This is a genomic window from Streptomyces sp. NPDC048353 (assembly GCF_055587165.1).
Window position 1 is genome coordinate 974,020 of record NZ_JBVJGU010000001.1, and the last position, 20,724, is coordinate 994,743.

17 protein-coding genes are annotated in these 20,724 nt (G+C 71.6%); 16 read left to right on the top strand and 1 reads right to left on the bottom strand.

Features of this window, described 5'->3' with window-relative positions:
• The 12 genes from ACZ6RC_RS04360 to ACZ6RC_RS04415 all read left to right on the top strand — a co-directional run bounded on the left by ACZ6RC_RS04360 (position 1) and on the right by ACZ6RC_RS04415 (position 12,590).
• Positions 1 to 1,425, top strand: a complete 1,425-nt coding sequence (locus ACZ6RC_RS04360) for a UDP-N-acetylmuramoyl-tripeptide--D-alanyl-D-alanine ligase (RefSeq protein WP_391140740.1) — start codon at positions 1 to 3, stop codon at positions 1,423 to 1,425.
• Positions 1,422 to 2,492, top strand: coding sequence for a phospho-N-acetylmuramoyl-pentapeptide-transferase (gene mraY / locus ACZ6RC_RS04365; RefSeq protein ID WP_391140739.1), 1,071 nt, complete (start codon positions 1,422 to 1,424; stop codon positions 2,490 to 2,492). The genes ACZ6RC_RS04360 and mraY overlap by 4 nt, the downstream gene beginning before the upstream one ends.
• Positions 2,474 to 3,922 carry a UDP-N-acetylmuramoyl-L-alanine--D-glutamate ligase gene (murD, locus tag ACZ6RC_RS04370; RefSeq protein ID WP_469579184.1) on the top strand — a complete coding sequence of 483 codons (1,449 nt, stop codon included), beginning with the start codon at positions 2,474 to 2,476 and terminating at the stop codon, positions 3,920 to 3,922. The genes mraY and murD overlap by 19 nt, the downstream gene beginning before the upstream one ends.
• Before the next feature lie 55 nt (positions 3,923 to 3,977).
• Positions 3,978 to 5,318, top strand: coding sequence for a putative lipid II flippase FtsW (gene ftsW / locus ACZ6RC_RS04375; protein WP_453615367.1), 1,341 nt, complete (start codon positions 3,978 to 3,980; stop codon positions 5,316 to 5,318).
• A gap of 6 nt (positions 5,319 to 5,324) precedes the next feature.
• A complete protein-coding gene (gene murG / locus ACZ6RC_RS04380) occupies positions 5,325 to 6,419 on the top strand; it encodes an undecaprenyldiphospho-muramoylpentapeptide beta-N-acetylglucosaminyltransferase (protein WP_391140736.1) in 1,095 nt (364 codons plus the stop codon).
• Between the two features lie 88 nt (positions 6,420 to 6,507).
• Positions 6,508 to 7,317, top strand: coding sequence for a cell division protein FtsQ/DivIB (locus ACZ6RC_RS04385; protein ID WP_469579186.1), 810 nt, complete (start codon positions 6,508 to 6,510; stop codon positions 7,315 to 7,317).
• A gap of 279 nt (positions 7,318 to 7,596) precedes the next feature.
• The gene (ftsZ, locus tag ACZ6RC_RS04390; RefSeq protein WP_391140734.1) at positions 7,597 to 8,808 is read left to right on the top strand and encodes a cell division protein FtsZ; all 1,212 of its coding nucleotides are present in this window, start codon (positions 7,597 to 7,599) and stop codon (positions 8,806 to 8,808) included.
• On the top strand, positions 8,805 to 9,533 hold the full coding sequence (gene pgeF, locus ACZ6RC_RS04395; protein WP_469579188.1) for a peptidoglycan editing factor PgeF: 729 nt from the start codon (positions 8,805 to 8,807) through the stop codon (positions 9,531 to 9,533). The genes ftsZ and pgeF overlap by 4 nt, the downstream gene beginning before the upstream one ends.
• 16 nt (positions 9,534 to 9,549) lie before the next feature.
• Positions 9,550 to 10,269, top strand: a complete 720-nt coding sequence (locus ACZ6RC_RS04400) for a YggS family pyridoxal phosphate-dependent enzyme (RefSeq protein ID WP_453615758.1) — start codon at positions 9,550 to 9,552, stop codon at positions 10,267 to 10,269.
• Between the two features lie 123 nt (positions 10,270 to 10,392).
• Positions 10,393 to 11,016 carry a cell division protein SepF gene (locus tag ACZ6RC_RS04405; protein ID WP_391140732.1) on the top strand — a complete coding sequence of 208 codons (624 nt, stop codon included), beginning with the start codon at positions 10,393 to 10,395 and terminating at the stop codon, positions 11,014 to 11,016.
• Between the two features lie 76 nt (positions 11,017 to 11,092).
• Positions 11,093 to 11,383: a YggT family protein gene (locus tag ACZ6RC_RS04410; protein WP_391140731.1), complete on the top strand. Its 291-nt coding sequence runs from the start codon at positions 11,093 to 11,095 to the stop codon at positions 11,381 to 11,383.
• Between the two features lie 55 nt (positions 11,384 to 11,438).
• Positions 11,439 to 12,590, top strand: coding sequence for a DivIVA domain-containing protein (locus ACZ6RC_RS04415; RefSeq protein ID WP_391140730.1), 1,152 nt, complete (start codon positions 11,439 to 11,441; stop codon positions 12,588 to 12,590).
• A gap of 887 nt (positions 12,591 to 13,477) precedes the next feature.
• Here ACZ6RC_RS04415 and ileS read toward each other — a convergent pair.
• Positions 13,478 to 16,615 carry an isoleucine--tRNA ligase gene (ileS, locus tag ACZ6RC_RS04420; RefSeq protein WP_469579190.1) on the bottom strand — a complete coding sequence of 1,046 codons (3,138 nt, stop codon included), beginning with the start codon at positions 16,613 to 16,615 and terminating at the stop codon, positions 13,478 to 13,480.
• Between the two features lie 553 nt (positions 16,616 to 17,168).
• Between ileS and ACZ6RC_RS04425 the strand changes: the two genes are divergently transcribed.
• The 4 genes from ACZ6RC_RS04425 (at position 17,169) to ACZ6RC_RS04440 (ending at position 20,540) form a co-directional block, all read left to right on the top strand.
• Positions 17,169 to 18,452, top strand: coding sequence for a TraR/DksA family transcriptional regulator (locus ACZ6RC_RS04425; RefSeq protein ID WP_469579192.1), 1,284 nt, complete (start codon positions 17,169 to 17,171; stop codon positions 18,450 to 18,452).
• A 62-nt stretch (positions 18,453 to 18,514) separates the two neighbouring features.
• Positions 18,515 to 19,081 carry a signal peptidase II gene (gene lspA, locus ACZ6RC_RS04430; protein WP_391140727.1) on the top strand — a complete coding sequence of 189 codons (567 nt, stop codon included), beginning with the start codon at positions 18,515 to 18,517 and terminating at the stop codon, positions 19,079 to 19,081.
• Positions 19,082 to 19,122: 41 nt separating this feature from the next.
• Complete coding sequence (locus tag ACZ6RC_RS04435; protein ID WP_391140726.1) at positions 19,123 to 20,064, top strand: RluA family pseudouridine synthase; 942 nt, start codon at positions 19,123 to 19,125, stop codon at positions 20,062 to 20,064.
• The gene (locus ACZ6RC_RS04440; protein ID WP_469579194.1) at positions 20,061 to 20,540 is read left to right on the top strand and encodes a GNAT family N-acetyltransferase; all 480 of its coding nucleotides are present in this window, start codon (positions 20,061 to 20,063) and stop codon (positions 20,538 to 20,540) included. The genes ACZ6RC_RS04435 and ACZ6RC_RS04440 overlap by 4 nt, the downstream gene beginning before the upstream one ends.
• Positions 20,541 to 20,724: the final 184 nt, after the last annotated feature.

Sequence of the window (20,724 nt, forward strand, 5' to 3'; positions counted from 1 at the left end):
GTGATCGCCCTCTCCCTCGCCGAGATCACCACCATCGTCGGCGGGCAGTCGCACGACATACCGGATCCGGACGTCCTCGTCACCGGTCCCGTCGTCATCGACTCCCGCGAGGTGGAGACCGGCAGTCTCTTCGTCGCCTTCCCCGGCGAGCGCGTCGACGGCCACGACTACGCCGAGCGGGCCGTCCAGGCCGGCGCGGCAGCCGTGCTCGCCGCCCGCCCCGTCGGCGTCCCCGCCATCGTCGTGGACGACGTCCAGGCGGCGCTCGGGGCCCTCGCCCGCGCCGTCGTCGAACGCCTCGGCGCCGACGTCGTCGCCCTCACCGGCTCCGCCGGCAAGACCTCCACCAAGGACCTGATCGCCCAGGTCCTGCAACGCCACGCCCCCACCGTCTGGACACCCGGCTCGCTCAACAACGAGATCGGCCTCCCGCTCACCGCGCTGAAGGCCGACGACGGCACCCGGCACCTGGTCCTCGAAATGGGCGCCCGCGGCATCGGGCACATCCGCTACCTCACCGGACTGACCCCGCCGCGCATCGGACTCGTCCTGAACGTGGGCACCGCCCACATCGGCGAGTTCGGCGGCCGCGAGCAGATCGCCCAGGCCAAGGGCGAACTCGTCGAGGCGCTTCCCCCGGCCGACAAGGGCGGCATCGCCGTCCTCAACGCCGACGACCCCCTCGTCCGGGCCATGGCCGAGCGGACCCGGGCCCGCGTGACGCTCTTCGGAGAGGACCGCGAAGCCGACGTACGTGCCGAGAATGTCCGGCTCACAGAGAACGGACAGCCCTCTTTCAGTCTTCACACACCCACCGGGTGCAGTGACGTGACCTTGCGCCTGTACGGTGAGCACCACGTGTCGAACGCGCTCGCCGCGGCCGCCGTCGCGCACGAGCTGGGCATGCCCGTGGAGGAGATCGCCACCGCGCTCTCCGAGGCAGGCACCCTGTCGCGCTGGCGCATGGAGGTCACCGAGCGTCCGGACGGCGTGACGATCGTCAACGACGCCTACAACGCGAACCCCGAGTCCATGCGAGCCGCCCTGCGCGCGCTCGCGGCCATGGGCAGGGCCGCACAGGCCCAGGGGGGCCGTACGTGGGCGGTGCTCGGCAAGATGGCCGAGCTCGGTGACGCATCGCTCGCCGAGCACGACGCGGTCGGACGGCTCGCCGTCCGGCTCAACGTCAGCAAGCTCGTCGCGGTCGGGGACAGGGAAGCGTCCTGGCTGCAACTGGGCGCATATAACGAGGGTTCGTGGGGTGAGGAGTCGGTGCACGTGTCCGACGCGCGGGCGGCGATCGACCTGTTGCGCAGTGAACTGCGTCCGGGAGACGTCGTGCTGGTGAAGGCTTCGAGGTCGGTCGGTCTCGAACAGGTCGCCCTGGCACTGCTCGACCCCGAGGGCGAGGTTGCCGGCCGATGAGGCAGATCCTCTTCGCGGGGGCCATCGGGCTCTTCCTGACCCTGATCGGCACCCCGCTGCTCATCAAGCTGCTCGCCCGCAAGGGGTACGGCCAGTTCATCCGGGACGACGGCCCGCGCGGCCACGCCGGGAAGAAGGGCACGCCCACCATGGGCGGCATCTCCTTCATCCTGGCCACGCTCATCGCGTACGCCCTCGCCAAGGTCATCACCGGCGAACCCGTCTCGTACTCCGGCATCCTGGTCCTCTTCCTGATGGCCGGCATGGGCCTGGTCGGCTTCCTCGACGACTACATCAAGATCGTCAAGCAGCGGTCGCTCGGCCTGCGCGCCAAGGCGAAGATGGCCGGCCAGCTGATCGTCGGCATCGCCTTCGCGGTCCTCGCGCTCCAGTTCTCCGACTCGCGCGACCTCACCCCGGCCTCCACGAAGCTCTCCTTCATCACGGACTTCGGCTGGTCCATCGGACCCGTCCTCTTCGTGGTCTGGGCGCTCTTCATGATCCTGGCCATGTCCAACGGCGTGAACCTGACGGACGGTCTGGACGGCCTGGCCACCGGCGCGTCGGTGATGGTCTTCGGCGCCTACACCTTCATCGGGCTGTGGCAGTTCCAGGAGTCCTGCGCCAACGCGATGGACCTGACCAACCCCAACGCCTGCTTCGAGGTGCGCGACCCGCTCGACCTCGCGGTCGTCGCCTCCGCGCTCATGGGCGCCTGCTTCGGCTTCCTGTGGTGGAACACCTCGCCCGCCAAGATCTTCATGGGTGACACCGGCTCGCTGGCCCTCGGCGGCGCGCTCGCCGGTCTCGCCATCTGCTCCCGCACGGAGCTGCTCATCGCCCTGCTCGGCGGTCTGTTCGTCCTGATCACCATGTCCGTGGTCATCCAGGTCGGCTCGTTCAAGATGACCGGCAAGCGGGTCTTCCGGATGGCGCCGCTCCAGCACCACTTCGAGCTCAAGGGCTGGTCCGAGGTCCTGGTCGTGGTCCGGTTCTGGATCATCCAGGGCATGTGCGTGATCGTCGGCCTCGGTCTCTTCTACGCGGGATGGGCATCAGAGAAGTGAGCACCGATCAGCCGGCCGCCGACTGGCGGGGCAAGCACGTCACCGTCGCGGGCCTCGGCGTGAGCGGCATCCCCGCCGCCCGGGCCCTGCACGGCCTCGGCGCGGTCGTCACCGTCGTCAACGACGGCGACGACGAGCGCTCCCGGACCCAGGCCGCCGCCCTGGAGGCCGAGGGGATCACCGTCCGCCTCGGCGACGGAGAGACCCTCCCCGAAGGCACCGAGCTGATCGTCACCGCCCCCGGCTGGCGGCCCGACAAGCCCCTCTTCACGGCCGCCGCCGAGGCGGGCGTGGAGATCTGGGGCGACGTCGAGCTCGCCTGGCGGCTCCGCGGCCCGCACGCGGCCCCCTGGCTCGCGGTCACCGGCACCAACGGCAAGACCACGACCGTCCGGATGCTCGCCTCCATCCTCCAGGCCGCGGGGCTGCGCACCGCCGCCGTCGGCAACATCGGCGTCTCCCTCCTCGACGCCGTGCTCGGCGAGGAGACGTACGACGTCCTCGCCGTCGAACTCTCCAGTTACCAGCTCCACTGGGCGCCCTCGCTGCGCGCCCACTCGGCGGCCGTCCTCAACCTGGCCCCCGACCACCTCGACTGGCACGGCTCCATGCAGGCGTACGCCGCCGACAAGGGGCGGATCTACGAAGGCAACACGGTCGCCTGCGTCTACAACGCCGCCGACCCCGCCACCGAGGACCTGGTCCGCGAGGCCGACGTCGAGGAGGGCTGCCGGGCGATCGGCTTCACCCTCGGCACCCCCGGCCCCTCCCAGCTCGGCGTCGTCGAGGGCATCCTGGTCGACCGCGCCTTCGTCGAGAACCGCCAGAAGCAGGCCCAGGAGCTGGCCGAGGTCGCCGACGTCCGGCCCCCCGCGCCCCACAACATCGCCAACGCGCTCGCCGCGGCCGCCCTGGCCCGCGCCTTCGGGGTCGAACCCAAGGCCGTACGCGACGGACTGCGGGCCTTCCGGCCCGACGCCCACCGCATCGAGCACGTCGAGGACGTCGACTCGGTCGCCTACGTCGACGACTCCAAGGCCACCAACACGCACGCCGCGGAAGCCTCCCTGGCGGCCTACGACCCCATCGTGTGGATCGCCGGCGGCCTCGCCAAGGGCGCGACCTTCGACGACCTCGTGAAGGCCTCCGCGCCCCGGCTGCGCGGCGTCGTGCTGATGGGCGCGGACCGCGCCCTGATCCGCGAAGCCCTGACGCGACACGCCCCCGAGGTCCCGGTCGTGGACCTCGACCGGACCGACACTGGGGCGATGTCCGCCGCGGTCCGGGAGGCGGCCCGGCTCGCCCGCCCGGGTGACACGGTCCTGCTGGCCCCGGCCTGCGCCTCGATGGACATGTTCACCGACTACAACAAGCGCGGCGAAGCCTTCGCGGACGCGGTCCGCGCCCTCGCCGCCACCGGGCGCGCCTGACCTGACCAGCCACCAGGTCCGGCCGCGCCGGGCACGACCGGAGGGGACAGCGCCCATGCCGAGCCGAACCGCCGGGCCACGTCGGCCGTCCGCCGCGCGCGGCACGGGCCGCGCCCCCGCCCCGCCGCGGAAACCGGGCGGCGGCGGGATCCGGCGCGCCTACGAGCGGGCCCGCCGCGCCTGGGACCGTCCCCTGACCGCGTACTACGTGATCCTCGGCGCCGGACTGCTCATCACCACCCTCGGGCTCGTGATGGTCTACTCCGCGTCGATGATCACCGCGCTGCGCTACGAACTCGCGCCCTCCTACTTCTTCGGCAAGCAGTTCCTGGCCGCGCTCATCGGGGCGGGACTGCTCTTCCTGGCCTCCCGGATGCCGGTCAAACTGCACCGCGCGCTCGCCTACCCCCTCATCGTCGGCACCGTCTTCCTGATGGCGCTCGTCCAGATCCCCGGGATAGGGCACGCGGTCAACGGAAACCAGAACTGGATCTATCTGGGCGGACCGTTTCAGCTCCAGCCCAGCGAGTTCGGCAAACTGGCGCTGATCCTGTGGGGCGCGGACCTCCTCGCCCGCAAACAGGACATGCGTCTGCTGACCCAGTGGAAGCACATCCTCGTGCCCCTGGTCCCCGGCGCCTTCCTGCTGCTCGGGCTGATCATGCTCGGCGGCGACATGGGCACCGCGATCATTCTCACGGCGATCCTCTTCGGCCTGCTGTGGACCGCCGGCGCGCCCACCCGGCTCTTCGCCGGCGTCCTCGCCGTCGCCGCCGCCATCGGGCTGCTCTTCATCAAGACCAGCCCCAACCGGATGCGGCGGTTCGCCTGCATCGGAGCCAGCGAGCCCGGCGGCGAAGGGGACCCGTGCTGGCAGGCGGCGCACGGGATCTATGCTCTGGCGTCGGGCGGATGGTTCGGATCCGGCCTGGGTGCCAGTGTGGAAAAATGGGGTCAACTACCCGAAGCACACACGGACTTCATCTTCGCCGTCACCGGTGAGGAACTGGGTCTGGCGGGGACGCTGTCGGTACTCGCCCTGTTCGCGGCTCTAGGCTATGCGGGTATCCGCGTGGCCGGACGCACGGAGGACCCCTTCGTGAGGTACGCCGCGGGAGGTGTGACCACCTGGATCACGGCGCAGGCCGTGATCAACATCGGTGCGGTGCTCGGCCTGCTGCCGATCGCCGGAGTCCCGCTCCCGCTGTTCTCCTACGGAGGGTCCGCCCTGCTGCCGACCATGTTCGCCGTCGGACTGCTGATCGCCTTCGCGCGACAGGAGCCCGCCGCGAAAGCGGCCCTGGCCATGCGCCGCCCCGGATGGGGCAAGCGGGCCGGGGTGAGATGGAAGTCGATGCGACGGCGCGTCAAGAAGCGTCCGTCCGGAGAGCGGTGAATTTCGGTGCATGTCGTACTCGCCGGTGGGGGGACCGCCGGCCACATCGAGCCCGCGCTCGCCCTCGCGGACGCCCTGCGGAGGCAGGACCCGAGCGTGGGAATCACGGCGCTCGGCACGGAGAAGGGCCTGGAGACCCGGCTCGTGCCCGAGCGGGGCTACGAGTTGGCGCTCATCCCCGCCGTCCCGCTGCCGCGCAAGCCCACCCCTGAGCTGATCACCGTCCCCGGACGGCTGCGCGGCACGATCAAGGCGGCCGAGCAGATCCTGGAGCGGACCAAGGCGGACTGCGTGGTCGGCTTCGGCGGCTACGTGGCGCTGCCCGGCTACCTCGCCGCCAAGCGCCTCGGCGTGCCGATCGTCGTCCACGAGGCCAACGCCCGTCCGGGCCTGGCCAACAAGATCGGTTCGCGGTACGCGGCCGGCGTCGCCGTGGCCACCCCGGACTCCAAGCTGCGCAACGCCCGCTACATCGGCATCCCGCTGCGGCACACCATCGCCACGCTGGACCGGGCCCGGGTCCGCCCCGAGGCGCGCGCCGCCTTCGGGCTCGACCCGAACCTGCCGACCCTGCTGGTCTCGGGCGGCTCCCAGGGCGCGCGGCGGCTCAACGAGGTCGTCCAGCAGATCGCCCCGGTGCTCCAGCGCTCGGGCATCCAGATCCTGCACGCGGTCGGCCCGAAGAACGAACTGCCGCGCGTCGACAACATGCCCGGAATGCCGCCGTACGTACCGGTACCGTATGTGGACCGGATGGATCTCGCGTACGCCGCGGCCGACATGATGCTCTGCCGCGCGGGCGCGATGACCGTCGCCGAACTCTCCGCCGTCGGGCTGCCCGCCGCCTACGTCCCGCTGCCCATCGGCAACGGTGAACAGCGGCTCAACGCCCAGCCGGTGGTCAAGGCGGGCGGCGGGCTCCTCGTCGACGACGCGGAGCTGACGCCGCAGTGGGTCCAGGGCAACGTCCTGCCGGTCCTGGCCGATCCGCACCGGCTGTACGAGATGTCCCGCGCCGCCGCCGAGTTCGGCCGCAGGGACGCCGACGACCTGCTGGTCGCCATGGTCCACGAGGCGATCGCCGCCCGCCGGCAGGGCTGACCGCGGGCGGACGGGCCGCGGGCCCGCATCCGGCCCGCCCGGAGGCGGGCCGAGCCCAGGAGAACCGACGGAAGGCAGGGGACGCCAGGTGGCAGCCGGGTCGACGACCGCCGAGAAGAGCGGTGCGAGCAGGCCGAAGAGGTCGTCGGAGCGGCCGCCCCGGGCGGGCGGCCGGGAGCGCGGGCCGGGGCGGTTCCCGCTCCCCGGCCGGGGTCTGATGATCGCACTGGCGTCGCTCGCCCTCGTGGCGGGCGGCGTCTGGGTCCTCTACGGCTCCTCCTGGCTGCGCGTCGAGCGGGTGGCGACCACCGGCACCGAGGTCCTGACCCCGCGTGAGGTGGAGGCGGTCGCCGCCGTTCCCGTCGGATCGCCCCTGGTCTCCGTCGACACGGACGGGATCGAGGCGCGGCTCCGCCGGGAACTGCCCCGCATCGACAGCGTCGAGGTCGAGCGCTCCTGGCCGCATGGAATCGGTCTGAAAGTGACGGAACGGAAGCCGGTTCTGCTGGTGGAAAAGGGCGGAAAGTTCACTGAAGTGGACGCCACCGGAACCCGTTTCGCCACGGTCGACAAGGCGCCCGCCGGCGTACCGGAACTCGTCCTCGACACCGCCTCCTCGCCGAGCCTGCGACGGTTCGACGCGGACCGCCTTCTGCTGGCGGCGGTAGGCGTGACGGGCGAACTCCCCGGAAAAATCGCCGCGGACACTCGTGTCGTGAAGGTCGCCTCGTACGACTCCATCACTCTGGAGCTCGGTGGCGGCCGGACGGTCTTCTGGGGCAGCGGTGAGGACGGCGCCGTCAAGGCGCGGGTTCTCACCGCGCTGATGAAAGCGACACCCAAAGCGGGGCACTTCGATGTAAGCGCCCCCACCGCGCCCGCCTCGTCCGCCAGTTGACGCGCATCACCGCTGGCCAGCACCCTGGTTGGCCAGCGCTACGGGTGATCACATAGGGTGAAAAGAAAAACGGGAGGTTCGGCGTGTTCGTTGAACGTGCGCCACTTGTCGACTTAGTGTCCTGTTCGGAAGAGTCCAGCGAACAGAGACACTGGTAACCCTAAACTTCAACGTTAGGGTTTGGGTCGGCGTTTCGGACCGTCCCATCGGCATCCGTCGTCGCAGCGCGACTACCACCGCGAAGCGGCGACACGTAACTCGAGGCGAGAGGCCTTCGACGTGGCAGCACCGCAGAACTACCTCGCAGTCATCAAGGTCATCGGTGTCGGCGGCGGTGGTGTCAATGCCATCAACCGAATGATCGAGGTCGGTCTCAAGGGCGTCGAGTTCATCGCCATCAACACGGACGCACAGGCCCTGTTGATGAGCGACGCCGACGTCAAACTCGACGTCGGTCGTGAACTCACCCGTGGCCTCGGCGCCGGGGCGAACCCGGCAGTCGGTCGCAAGGCGGCAGAGGACCACCGTGAGGAGATCGAGGAGGTCCTCAAGGGGGCCGACATGGTCTTCGTCACCGCCGGCGAAGGTGGCGGCACCGGCACCGGCGGCGCACCCGTCGTGGCCAACATCGCGCGCTCGCTCGGCGCCCTGACGATCGGTGTGGTCACCCGGCCGTTCACCTTCGAGGGACGCCGCCGGGCCAACCAGGCGGAGGACGGCATCGCCGAACTCCGCGAAGAGGTCGACACCCTCATCGTCATCCCGAACGACCGGCTGCTCTCGATCTCGGACCGCCAGGTCTCCGTGCTCGACGCCTTCAAGTCGGCCGACCAGGTGCTGCTGAGCGGTGTGCAGGGCATCACCGACCTCATCACCACCCCCGGTCTGATCAACCTCGACTTCGCCGACGTCAAGTCGGTCATGTCCGAGGCCGGCTCGGCCCTCATGGGCATCGGCTCCGCCCGCGGCGACGACCGCGCGGTCGCGGCGGCCGAGATGGCGATCTCCTCGCCGCTCCTGGAGGCGTCCATCGACGGCGCCCGCGGTGTGCTGCTCTCCATCTCCGGCGGCTCGGACCTCGGTCTCTTCGAGATCAACGAGGCCGCGCAGCTGGTGAGCGAGGCCGCCCACCCCGAGGCCAACATCATCTTCGGCGCCGTCATCGACGACGCCCTGGGCGACGAGGTGCGGGTCACGGTCATCGCGGCCGGCTTCGACGGCGGCCAGCCGCCGACCCGCCGGGACAACATCCTCAGCTCGTCCTCGGCCAAGCGCGAGGAGCCGGCCCCGGCGCCCCGCTCCACCGAGCGCCCGCTCGGCGGCCTGGGCACGGTCACCCCGCGGGACGAGCCGGCCGCTCCGGCCGAGCAGCCCGCGCCGGCGGTCAACGAGACCCCGCTGGCCCCGGTCGCCCCGCCGGCGGTCCCGCCGGCCCGCCCCTACCCGGACACGCAGGCCGAAGAGCTGGATGTCCCGGACTTCCTGAAGTGATAGACCGGCTCGAGCCCGTGAACGGCGCGCACTTCGCTTTCACCGACAGGTGGGGCGGGGTGAGCGCCGTTCCGTACGAGGAGCTCAACCTCGGCGGCGCGGTCGGCGACGACCCCGAAGCCGTACGGACCAACCGGGCGCGGTCAGCCGGCGCCCTCGGTCTCGACCCGGGGCAGGTCGTCTGGATGAACCAGGTCCACGGCGCCGAGGTCGCGGTGGTCGACGGACCGTGGGGGGAGCGGCCCGTACCCGAGGTCGACGCGCTCGTCACCACCCGCCGCGGACTCGCCCTCGCCGTCCTCACCGCCGACTGCACGCCCGTCCTGCTGGCCGACCCGGTCGCCGGAGTGGCGGCCGCGGCCCACGCCGGACGGCCCGGGATGGTCGCCGGGGTCGTCCCGGCCGCGGTACGGGCCATGATCGAACTCGGCGCCGACCCCTCCCGGATCGCCGCCCGCACCGGCCCCGCCGTCTGCGGGCGGTGCTACGAAGTGCCCGCCGCGATGCGGGACGAGGTCGCCGCGGTCGAACCGGCCGCCCGGGCGGAGACCAGCTGGGGAACCCCGGCCGTCGACGTCACCGCCGGGGTCCACGCCCAGCTGGAGCGGCTGGGCATCCGGGACCTGCGGGACGCCGGGGTATGCACCCGGGAATCGGGCGACCACTACTCGTACCGCCGCGATCGCACCACGGGGCGACTCGCGGGATATGTCTGGTTGGACTGAGAGAGACATGACGGGCATGACGGGCCGCAAGGCCGAACTCGCGCAGAACCTGGCGCGGGTGGAGGAACGTATCGCCGCCGCGTGCGCGGCCGCCGGGCGCAGGCGGGAGGACGTGACCCTCATCGTGGTCACCAAGACCTACCCCGCGAGCGACGTGCGACACCTGCACGAACTCGGGGTCCGGCACGTCGCCGAGAACCGGGACCAGGACGCCGCCCCCAAGGCCGAAGCCTGCGCGGATCTCGACCTGAGCTGGCACTTCGTCGGCCAGTTGCAGACCAACAAGGTCCGTTCCGTGACGAGTTACGCCGATGTCGTGCAGTCCGTCGACCGGTTGAAGCTCGTCACCGCCCTCTCGGCGGCGGCCGGGAAGTCCGGGCGCGAGCTCGGCTGTCTCGTCCAGGTCGCGCTCGACGCCGAGTCGGGGGAGCGGGGGGAGCGGGGCGGTGTGGCGCCGGACGGCATCGAGGAGTTGGCCGCCGCCGTGGACGCGGCACCCGGACTGCGGCTCGACGGACTGATGACGGTCGCGCCGCTCGCCGGTCCGTACGCCGGCCGGCAACGCGCGGCGTTCGACCGCCTGATGGATTTGTCGACTGCCCTGCGCACGACCCGTCCGGCTGCGAACATGGTGTCCGCGGGGATGAGTGCGGACCTCGAAGAGGCCGTGGCGGCCGGAGCGACACATGTGCGCATCGGTACGGCGGTACTGGGTGTCCGCCCCAGGCTCGGGTAACGTCGCGAAGCAAGTCGGACCACAGCAGAAAATATGGTCATTCCCGCCGATGGCGGGCAGGCCGCGTGGATCGCGGGCACTTGGTGACGAGGCCGATCCACCACAGAGCGGAGGACTCAGAGAATGGCCGGCGCGATGCGCAAGATGGCGGTCTACCTCGGCCTCGTGGAGGACGATGGGTACGACGGCCGGGGATTCGACCCCGACGACGACTTCGAACCCGAGCTGGAGCCGGAGCCCGAGCGGGACCGGCGCCACCACCAGCCCCCGCGCCAGGTGGAGCGGGAGGAACCGGTACGAGTGGTGCAGCAGGCCTCGCCCCGTGAGCCGGTCGCGCACGCCGCCCCGCTTTCCGCCGAAAGCGGACGTCCGGCGCGTATTGCCCCCGTGGCATCCATCACACCCGAACGCCCGAGCCTGGAGAAGAACGCACCGGTGATCATGCCCAAGGTCGTGTCCGAGCGGGAGCCCTACCGCATCACCACGCTGCACCCGCGGACCTACAACGAGGCCCGTACCATCGGGGAACACTTCCGCGAGGGCACCCCTGTGATCATGAATCTCACCGAGATGGACGACACGGACGCGAAGCGACTTGTCGACTTTGCCGCCGGACTCGTCTTCGGGCTCCATGGCAGCATTGAGCGCGTGACGCAGAAGGTGTTCCTGTTGTCGCCTGCTAACGTCGATGTCACGGCGGAGGACAAGGCCCGCATCGCTGAGGGCGGATTCTTCAACCAGAGCTGAGAACCACAGGACCGGAACGGCCCGGCCGAGAGGCCGGTCAAGCGAGAGCACGAGCCAGGGGAGAGGGAAGCGCGGGATGGGCGTCGCACTACAAGTGGTCTACATCGCTCTGATGTGCTTCCTCATCGTGCTGATCTTCCGACTGGTCATGGACTACGTCTTCCAGTTCGCGCGCGCGTGGGCACCCGGTAAGGCGATGGTGGTCGTTCTCGAGGCCACCTACACTGTCACCGATCCACCGCTCAAGCTTCTGCGGCGGTTCATTCCGCCGCTGCGTCTCGGGGGCGTGGCACTCGACCTGTCCTTCTTCGTTCTGATGATCATCGTCTATATCCTCATCTCCGTCGTGAGCAGCTTCGCGAGGTGAATGTGGACGATACGGTCTTGCCGACTGCCGACGACTACGTAGAGGTGAAGAAGAGATGCCGCTGAGCCCCGAGGACGTGCGGAACAAGCAGTTCACAACCGTCCGGCTTCGAGAAGGCTATGACGAGGACGAGGTCGATGCCTTCCTCGACGAGGTCGAAGCCGAACTGACCCGCTTGCTCCGCGAGAACGAGGACCTGCGCGCCAAGCTGGCCGCCGCGACGCGTGCCGCCGCGCAGAACCAGCAGCAGGGCATGCGCAAGCCCCCGGAGCAGCAGGATCGTCCCGTCGGTCCCGGCGCCCCGGTGCCCGCCGCCATATCCGGACCGCCGGTTCAGCAGCAGCCCCCGCAGATGGGTCCGCCGCAGCTGCCGTCCGGTGCCCCGCAGCTCCCCGCCGGTCCCGGTGGGCACGGCCCCGGCCCGATGCAGGGCGGCCCCATGGGCGGCCCGGGCCAGATGCAGGGCGGCCCCATGCAGGGCGGTCAGATGCAGGGTGGCCCCATGCAGGGCGGTCAGATGCAGGGCGGCCCGATGGGTCAGCCGATGGGCGGCCCCATGGGTCACCCGCAGCAGCAGATGCAGCAGCAGATGCCGCAGCCGGGGCAGGGTCCTGGCGGGGACAGCGCCGCGCGCGTGCTCTCGCTGGCCCAGCAGACGGCCGACCAGGCGATCGCGGAGGCCCGTTCCGAGGCCAACAAGATCGTCGGCGAGGCGCGCTCGCGCGCCGAGGGCCTGGAGCGGGACGCCCGCGCCAAGGCGGACGCGCTGGAGCGGGACGCGCAGGAGAAGCACCGTGTCGCGATGGGCTCGCTGGAGTCCGCGCGCGCGACGCTGGAGCGCAAGGTCGAGGACCTGCGCGGCTTCGAGCGCGAGTACCGCACGCGGCTGAAGTCCTACCTCGAGTCGCAGCTGCGTCAGCTGGAGACCCAGGCCGACGACTCGCTGGCTCCGCCGCGGACGCCGGCTACCGCCTCGCTGCCGCCGTCGCCCTCGATGGCCTCGGCGGGCGCGAGCGCCCCGTCCTACGGGAACGGCACGATGGGCGGTGGACCGTCGATGGGCGGTGCGCCTTCCTACGGCGGCCAGCAGCAGATGTCCCCGGCGATGACCCAGCCGATGGCACCGGTCCGGCCGCAGGCGCCGCAGCCGATGCAGCAGGCGCCGGCGCCGATGCGTGGCTTCCTGATCGACGAGGACGACAACTGACGGCGGCGGGTCGCGCGATGAGCGCGTAGCCGTCGGCAGGCTGAGGGCCGGGCCCCTGGGAAACCAGGGGCCCGGCCCTTTTGCCGTCGGCGGGGTGGGGCGGGGCCGGGTGGGCGGTGCGGGCCGGGGGGCGCCTGCGGCGGGCTCCTTCCCCACCCCGCCCCTTCCCGAACTGGGGCTGCGCCCCAGACCCCTGGGGCTGTATCCGGGGACATGGGGCTGCGCCCCGGACCCCTCGGGGCTGCGCCCGAGCCCGGGGGGTTGTGCCCCGGACCCTCGGGGTTATGCCCCGGACCCCTCGGGGCTGCGCCCGAGCCCGGGGGCTGCGCCCCAGCCCCCGCGGGCTTCGCCCCAGACCCCCGGTGGCTGCGCGCCCGGGACCGCCCGAGCTGTGCCCCGACCCTCGGGGCTGCGCCCCGGACCCCTCGGGCTGTGCCCGGGGACAGGGGGCTGTGCCCCGACCCTGGGGCCTGCGCCTGGAACCCCGGGTGCTGCCCCCGGGCCCCTGGGGCTGTGCCCGGGCCCCTGGGGCTGTGCCCGGGCCCCTGGGGCTGTGCCCGGGCCCCTGGGGCTGTGCCCGAGCCCCCGGGGCTTCGCCCCAGACCCCCGGTGGCTGCGCGCCCGGGACCGCCCGGGCTTCGCTCCGGCCCCCCCCGGGCCTTCGCCCCGGCCCCCCGGGCCTTCGCCCCGGACCCCCGGGCCTTCGCCCTGGCCCGCCCGCGCCTTCGCCCTGGCCCGCCCGCGCCTTCGCCCCGGACCCCCGGGCCTTCGCCCTGGCCCGCCCGCGCCTTCGCCCCGGACCCCCGGGCTTCGCCCTCCCCGCCCCCGGGCCCCCCGCACGCCAAAGGGCCCGGCACCCTCAGGTGCCGGGCCCCTAGTCGTTGTAGTTATGCCTTGCGGAGGCGGAAGGTCAGGGCGAGGGGCTCGTCCGTGAAGGGGGGGCCGTAGGTGGGGTCCGCGGGGGTGGGGGCGAAGTCTGTGGCGAGGACCTCGTCGGCGATCAGGGACGCGTGGGCCGTCAGGGCCTCCGTGGTCTCCGGGGAGTCCGAGGACCAGCGCAGGGCGATCCGGTCCGCCACGTCCAGGCCGCTGTTCTTGCGGGCCTCCTGGATCAGGCGGATCGCGTCACGGGCCAGGCCCGCCCGCCGGAGCTCCGGGGTGATCTCCAGGTCCAGGGCCACCGTCGCGCCCGCGTCCGAGGCGACCGACCAGCCCTCCCGCGGGGTCTCCGTGATGATGACCTCCTCCGGGGAGAGCGTGATGTCCTCGCCGTTCACCGACAGGACCGCCTCGCCGGAGCGCAGGGCCACCGAGAGCGCCGCCGCGTCCGCCGCCGCGACCGCCTTGGCCACGTCCTGGACGCCCTTGCCGAACCGCTTGCCCAGCGCCCGGAAGTTCGCCTTCGCCGTCGTGTCGACCAGCGAGCCGCCGACCTCGGACAGGGACGCCAGCGAGGAGACGTTCAGCTCCTCGGTGATCTGCGCCCGCAGCTCCGGCGACAGCGCGGAGAAGCCCGTCGCGGCCACCAGCGCCCGGGACAGCGGCTGGCGCGTCTTCACGCCCGACTCCGCCCGCGTCGCCCGGCCCAGCTCCACCAGACGGCGGACCAGCAGCATCTGACGCGACAGCTCCGTGTCGACGGCGGAGGCGTCGGCCTCCGGCCAGGTCGCCAGGTGGACCGACTCGGGGGCGTCCGGCGTCACCGGGACCACCATGTCCTGCCAGACCCGCTCGGTGATGAACGGCGTCAGCGGCGCCATCAGACGGGTGACGGTCTCCACGACGTCGTGGAGGGTCCGCAGGGCCGCCTTGTCGCCCTGCCAGAACCGGCGCCGGGAACGCCGTACGTACCAGTTCGACAGGTCGTCGACGAACGCCGAGATCAGCTTGCCGGCGCGCTGGGTGTCGTACGCCTCCATCGCCTCGGTGACCTCGCCGACCAGCGTGTGCAGCTCGGAGAGCAGCCACTGGTCGAGGACCGGGCGGTCGGCGGGGGCCGGGTCCGCGGCGGACGGGGCCCAGCCGGCGGTGCGGGCGTACAGCGCCTGGAAGGCGACCGTGTTCCAGTACGTCAGGAGGGTCTTGCGGACGACCTCCTGGATCGTGCCGTGGCCGACCCGGCGGGCCGCCCACGGGGAGCCGCCGGCCGCCATGAACCAGCGGACCGCGTCCGCGCCGTGCTGGTCCATCAGGGGGATCGGCTGGAGGATGTTGCCCAGGTGCTTGGACATCTTGCGGCCGTCCTCGGCGAGGATGTGGCCGAGGCAGACCACGTTCTCGTACGAGGACTTGTCGAAGACGAGCGTGCCGACCGCCATCAGCGTGTAGAACCACCCACGCGTCTGGTCGATCGCCTCGGAGATGAACTGCGCCGGGAAGCGGCTCTCGAACAGCTCCTTGTTCTTGTACGGGTAACCCCACTGGGCGAACGGCATCGAGCCGGAGTCGTACCAGGCGTCGATCACCTCCGGCACGCGCGTGGCCGTCTTCCCGCAGCCCTCGGCCGGGCAGGTGAAGGTGACGTCGTCGATGTACGGACGGTGCGGGTCCAGCTCCGACTGGTCGGTGCCGGTCAGCGCGGTCAGCTCGGCGCGCGAGCCCACGCACGTGAGGTGGTCGTCCTCGCAGCGCCAGATCGGCAGCGGGGTGCCCCAGTAGCGGCTGCGGGAGAGCGCCCAGTCGATGTTGTTGTTCAGCCAGTCGCCGAACCGGCCGTGCTTGACCGAGTCGGGGAACCAGTTCGTCTTCTCGTTCTCCTGGAGGAGACGGTCCTTGACGGCGGTCGTACGGATGTACCAGGACGGCTGCGCGTAGTAGAGCAGCGCCGTGTGGCAGCGCCAGCAGTGGGGGTAGCTGTGCTCGTACGGGACGTGCCGGAAGAGCAGTCCCCGCGCGTCCAGGTCGGCGGTCAGCGCCTCGTCGGCCTTCTTGAAGAAGACGCCGCCGACCAGCGGCACGTCCTCCTCGAAGGTGCCGTCGGGGCGGACCGGGTTCACGACCGGCAGGTCGTAGGCGCGGCAGACCTTGAGGTCGTCCTCGCCGAAGGCGGGGGACTGGTGGACCAGACCCGTACCGTCCTCGGTCGTGACGTACTCCGCGTTGACCACGTAGTGGGCCTCGGCCGGGAAGTCCACGAGGGAGAAGGGACGCTCGTACGTCCACCGCTCCATCTCGGCGCCGGTGAAGGACTCGCCGGTGGTCACCCAGCCCTCGCCGAGCGCCTTCTCCAGCAGCGGCTGGGCGACGACGAGCCGCTCGTCGCCGTTGGACGCCACGACGTAGGTGACCTCGGGGTGGGCGGCGACCGCCGTGTTGGAGACCAGGGTCCAGGGGGTCGTCGTCCACACCAGGAGCGCCGCCTGGCCGGCGAGCGGTCCGGAGGTCAGCGGGAAGCGGACGAAGACCGAGGGGTCGACGACCGTCTCGTACCCCTGCGCCAGCTCGTGGTCGGACAGGCCGGTGCCGCAGCGTGGGCACCAGGGGGCGACGCGGTGGTCCTGGGTGAGCAGCCCCTTGTCGAAGATCTGCTTGAGCGACCACCAGACGGACTCGATGTACTCGGGGTCCATCGTGCGGTACGCGTCGTCCAGGTCGACCCAGTAACCCATCCGGGTCGTCAGCTCGGCGAAGGCGTCGGTGTGCCGGGTCACGGACTCGCGGCACTTGTCGTTGAACGCGGCGATGCCGTACGACTCGATGTCCTTCTTGCCCGAGAAGCCCAGCTCCTTCTCGACGGCCAGCTCGACCGGCAGGCCGTGGCAGTCCCAGCCGGCCTTGCGGGCCACGTGGTAGCCACGCATGGTCCGGAAGCGGGGGAAGACGTCCTTGAAGACGCGGGCCTCGATGTGGTGGGCGCCGGGCATGCCGTTGGCGGTGGGCGGGCCTTCGTAGAACACCCACTCGGGGCGGCCCTCGGACTGCTCCAGGGTCTTGGCGAAGACCTTGCTCTCGCGCCAGAAATCGAGCACGGCGTGCTCGAGCGCGGGCAGGTCGACCTGGGCGGGCACCTGGCGGTACTGCGACATCGATCTTCCTCCGGCGGACTGTCTCGTTTCCGTCCGGAGGGACGAGAGCGCCGTCGTGCGCGGCTCCCGCGGTACCACCCTCCTTGGCCCCGGGCGTGCGCCCGCGGCCCCCTCATTGGGGTCGCGATGCCGGGTCTACTGGCCGGGGACGGGTCCACGGCGTTCTTCCGGCGGCTCCGGGGTGATGCTTCACATCGGGCTCGCCCCCGGGCTCTCACCGTCCCCGGGTCGCTCATGGCTGCGTACGACGCTACTCGTCCCCATCCAAGCCTTTCGCTGCGGCCAGTGTACGGGCCCGGGGGCGGCGCGGCCGACCGGTTTGCCGTGACCCGAATGGCCACACGGGGTGCCGTGGAGTTCGACCGCCGCCATCCGGGGGAGGGGGCGACGGGATTACCGGGCGGGGAGCTGGGCACAACGGATGCAGGTTCGCCATGCCGGAGGCATGGGCGGAGGGAGAACGGCGGCGTGCCCCGTTGCCGCGGGCCTTGGGCCGATTTATCGTCCCAGCACGATTCGCGAGCAAGATCACAAAATGTGAAGGGGCCGCGACATGGTGGCGAAGAAGACCGCCGCGAAGCAGACCTCGACCGCCGGCGCCGCCGGTGCGGACGGGTCGGCCAAGGGCGTGACCGGCAAGAAGTCGACGGTCGCGAAGAAGGCGGACACGGCGGCCCCGGCACGCAAGACCACGACCGGGACCACGGGCGCGACCAGGTCCGGCGCGGCGTCCGCCTCCACGTCCACGGCGAAGGCCGCCAAGAAGGCGTCCCCCGCTCCGGCGCGGAAGACGGCGGCCGGGAGGACCGCTGCCGCGAAGGCCCCGGCGAAGAAGGCTCCGGCGAAGAAGGCTTCGTCGGAGAAGGCTCCGGCGAAGGAGGCGGCCGCCAGGAAGGCGACCGCGAAGAAGACGACGGCCACCCGGGCCGCGGACGGGGCAACGGCAGCCGCCGGTAAGGCGTCCCCGAAGAAGAGCGCCAAGAGCACGAAGAGCGAGGGGCCCACGCGGACCGCCAGAAAGGCCGCGAAGAAGATCGCGGAGGTGGTCGCGGACAAGGTCACGAAGAAGACCCCGAAGAAGGACCCGGAAAAGGCCCCGGCGAAGGTCCCGAAGAAGGACTCGAAGCAGGGGCCGGAGAAGGTCCCGAAGAAGGACTCGAAGCAGGGGCCGGAGAAGGCCCCGGGGAAGGGCGCGGCCAAGGTCACGGCCAAGGTCGCGAAGAAGCAGGTCCCGGCGAAGAAGACCGCCGCCCGTAAGTCACCGGCCGAGAAGACGGCCGCCGAGACAGCCTCGGCCGAGCAGGCCGCGGTCATGACGAAGGCCGCGTCCGCGGCGCAGGTGGAAGAGACAGGAGCCAGCACGGTGGCAGCGAAGAAGACCGCGGGTGGAGTCATCACGACGGCCGAGGACGAGGCCGCGGTGCCGGCCCCGGCCCGCGCCGGCGACCTCGCCGTACGCCCCGGAGAGGACCCCTGGACGCCCGAAGAGGTCGCCGAGGCCCGCGAGGGACTGGAGAGCGAGGTGCTCAGACTCCGTACCGAGCTGCTCCACTCCCAGCAGGAGCTGACCGGGCTGATGCGGGACTCCGGGGACGGCGCCGGCGACGACCAGGCCGACACCGGCACCAAGAACATCACCCGCGAGCACGAGCTGGCGCTGGCCGCCAACGCCCGCGAGATGCTGGAGCAGACCGAGCACGCCCTGGAGCGGCTCGACGCGGGCACGTACGGCCTCTGCGAGGTCTGCGGCAAGCCGATCGGAAAGGCGCGCATGCAGGCGTTCCCGAGGGCGACGCTCTGTGTCGAGGACAAGCAGAAGCAGGAGCGCCGGGGCTGACCTCCGCGTACCCGGGTGCCGTACCCTCGTGGGCAGTCAGGCACCTAGGTTGAGGGACTCACGTGGCAGAGGCGGAGCGCATCATCGGTACGCCGGATTCAGCAGGGGCCGAGGAGGCAGCGGCACCGGAGGAGCGGCCGAAGGGCAAGCGCAGGATCGTCGCGCTGTTCGTGGTCGCGCTGGTCGCCTACCTCCTCGACCTCGGCAGCAAGATGCTCGTGGTCGCCAAGCTGGAGGGCCACGCGCCGATCGAGGTGGTCGGCGATCTGCTGCAGTTCCACGCGATCCGCAACCCGGGCGCGGCGTTCGGCATGGGCGAGGCCTTCACGATCCTCTTCACCTGCATCGCGGCCGCGGTGATCCTGGTGATCATCCGGCTGGCGCGCAAGCTCTACAGCCTGCCGTGGGCGCTCGCGCTCGGCCTGCTGCTCGGCGGCGCGCTGGGCAACCTCACCGACCGGATCTTCCGGTCGCCCGGCGTCTTCAAGGGCGCGGTCGTGGACTTCATCGCGCCCGCGCACTTCGCCGTCTTCAACCTCGCCGACTCGGCGATCGTCTGCGGCGGCATCCTGATCGTCATCCTCTCGTTCCGAGGTCTGGACCCGGACGGGACCGTCCACAAGGACTGACCGCAGAACCGGGGGCCGTCCGCACAAGGCATACTCGACGGGTGAGTACGAGTCCCGAGATCCGCACGCTGCCCGTTCCCGACGGCCTGGAGGGCGAGCGCGTCGACGCCGCCATCGCCCGTATGTTCGGGTTTTCCCGTACCAAGGCCGCCGAGCTGGCCGCCTCCGGGAAGGTCCAGGTCGACGGCTCCGTCGTCGGCAAGTCCGAGCGGGTCAGCGGTGGCGCGTGGCTCGAGGTCGAGATGCCCGGGGCGCCCGCGCCCGTGCAGATCGTGGCCGAGCCCGTGGAGGGCATGGAGATCATCCACGACGACGACGACATCGTCGTGATCATGAAGCCGGTCGGCGTGGCCGCCCATCCCAGCCCCGGCTGGACCGGCACCACCGTCATCGGCGGCCTCGCCGCCGCCGGGTACCGCATCTCCACCTCCGGCGCCGCCGAGCGCCAGGGGATCGTGCACCGGCTCGACGTCGGCACGTCCGGGCTGATGGTGGTCGCCAAGTCCGAGCGGGCGTACACCCTGCTCAAGGCGCAGTTCAAGGAGCGGGTCGTCGACAAGCGCTACCACGCGCTGGTGCAGGGCCACCCCGATCCGATGAGCGGCACCATCGACGCGCCGATCGGCCGCCACCCCAACCACGACTACAAATGGGCCGTGACCGCCGAGGGCAAGCCTTCGGTGACCCACTACGACCTGATCGAGGCGTTCCGGGCGGCCTCGCTGCTCGACATCAAGCTGGAGACCGGCCGCACGCACCAGATCCGGGTGCACATGTCGGCCCACCGCCACCCCTGCGTCGGCGACCTCACCTACGGCGCGGACCCCACCATGGCCAAGCGTCTCGGCCTGACCCGGCAGTGGCTGCACGCGGTGCGGCTCGGCTTCGAGCACCCCTCGGACGGCCGCTGGGTCGAGTTCGAGAGCACCTACCCGGAGGACCTCCGGGCCGCCCTGGAGAAGATCGCGGCGGAGAGCGCGTGAGCGCCGGATACACCGTCCGCGAGGCCGTCGGACCCGAGGACCGCGAGGCCTGCTTCGCGGTGCGCAGGGAGGTCTTCGTCGGCGAGCAGAACGTCCCGGCGGAGATCGAGTACGACACGTACGACGAGACGGCCGTGCACGTCCTCGCCGTCCGGGAGGACGGCCTGCCGCTGGGCACCGGCCGCCTGCTGTACGGAGCGGACGCGGCCGGCAAGACCGGCGGCGACGCGACCGTGGGCTCCCTCGGGCGGCTCGCCGTCTCCAAGGCGGCGCGCGGCCTCGGCGTCGGCGCGGCGCTGGTCCGGGCGATCGAGGACGCGGCGCGCGAGCGCGGCCTGAGCGCCGTCGACCTGCACGCCCAGACCCACGCCCTCGGCTTCTACGAACGGCTCGGCTACGCCGCGTACGGCCCCGAGTTCCCGGACGCGGGCATCCCGCACCGGGCCATGCGCCGCGTCCTCCAGGGCGACGCCTGACCGACCGGCCCGGGGCGCTTGACCGACGGCGCCCGGGCGGCCGGTCCCGGGGAGTTTCGGCGGGGGCCGCGGCGACCGGGGGCGTGAGCGGCCGCGGGCCGTGTGAGCGGCGCCGCACGTCGGTTTGTCCGGATCCGTGCCCGGGCGTGGCAGGGTTGGAGCCCGATCATCGACCGCGCCGCGA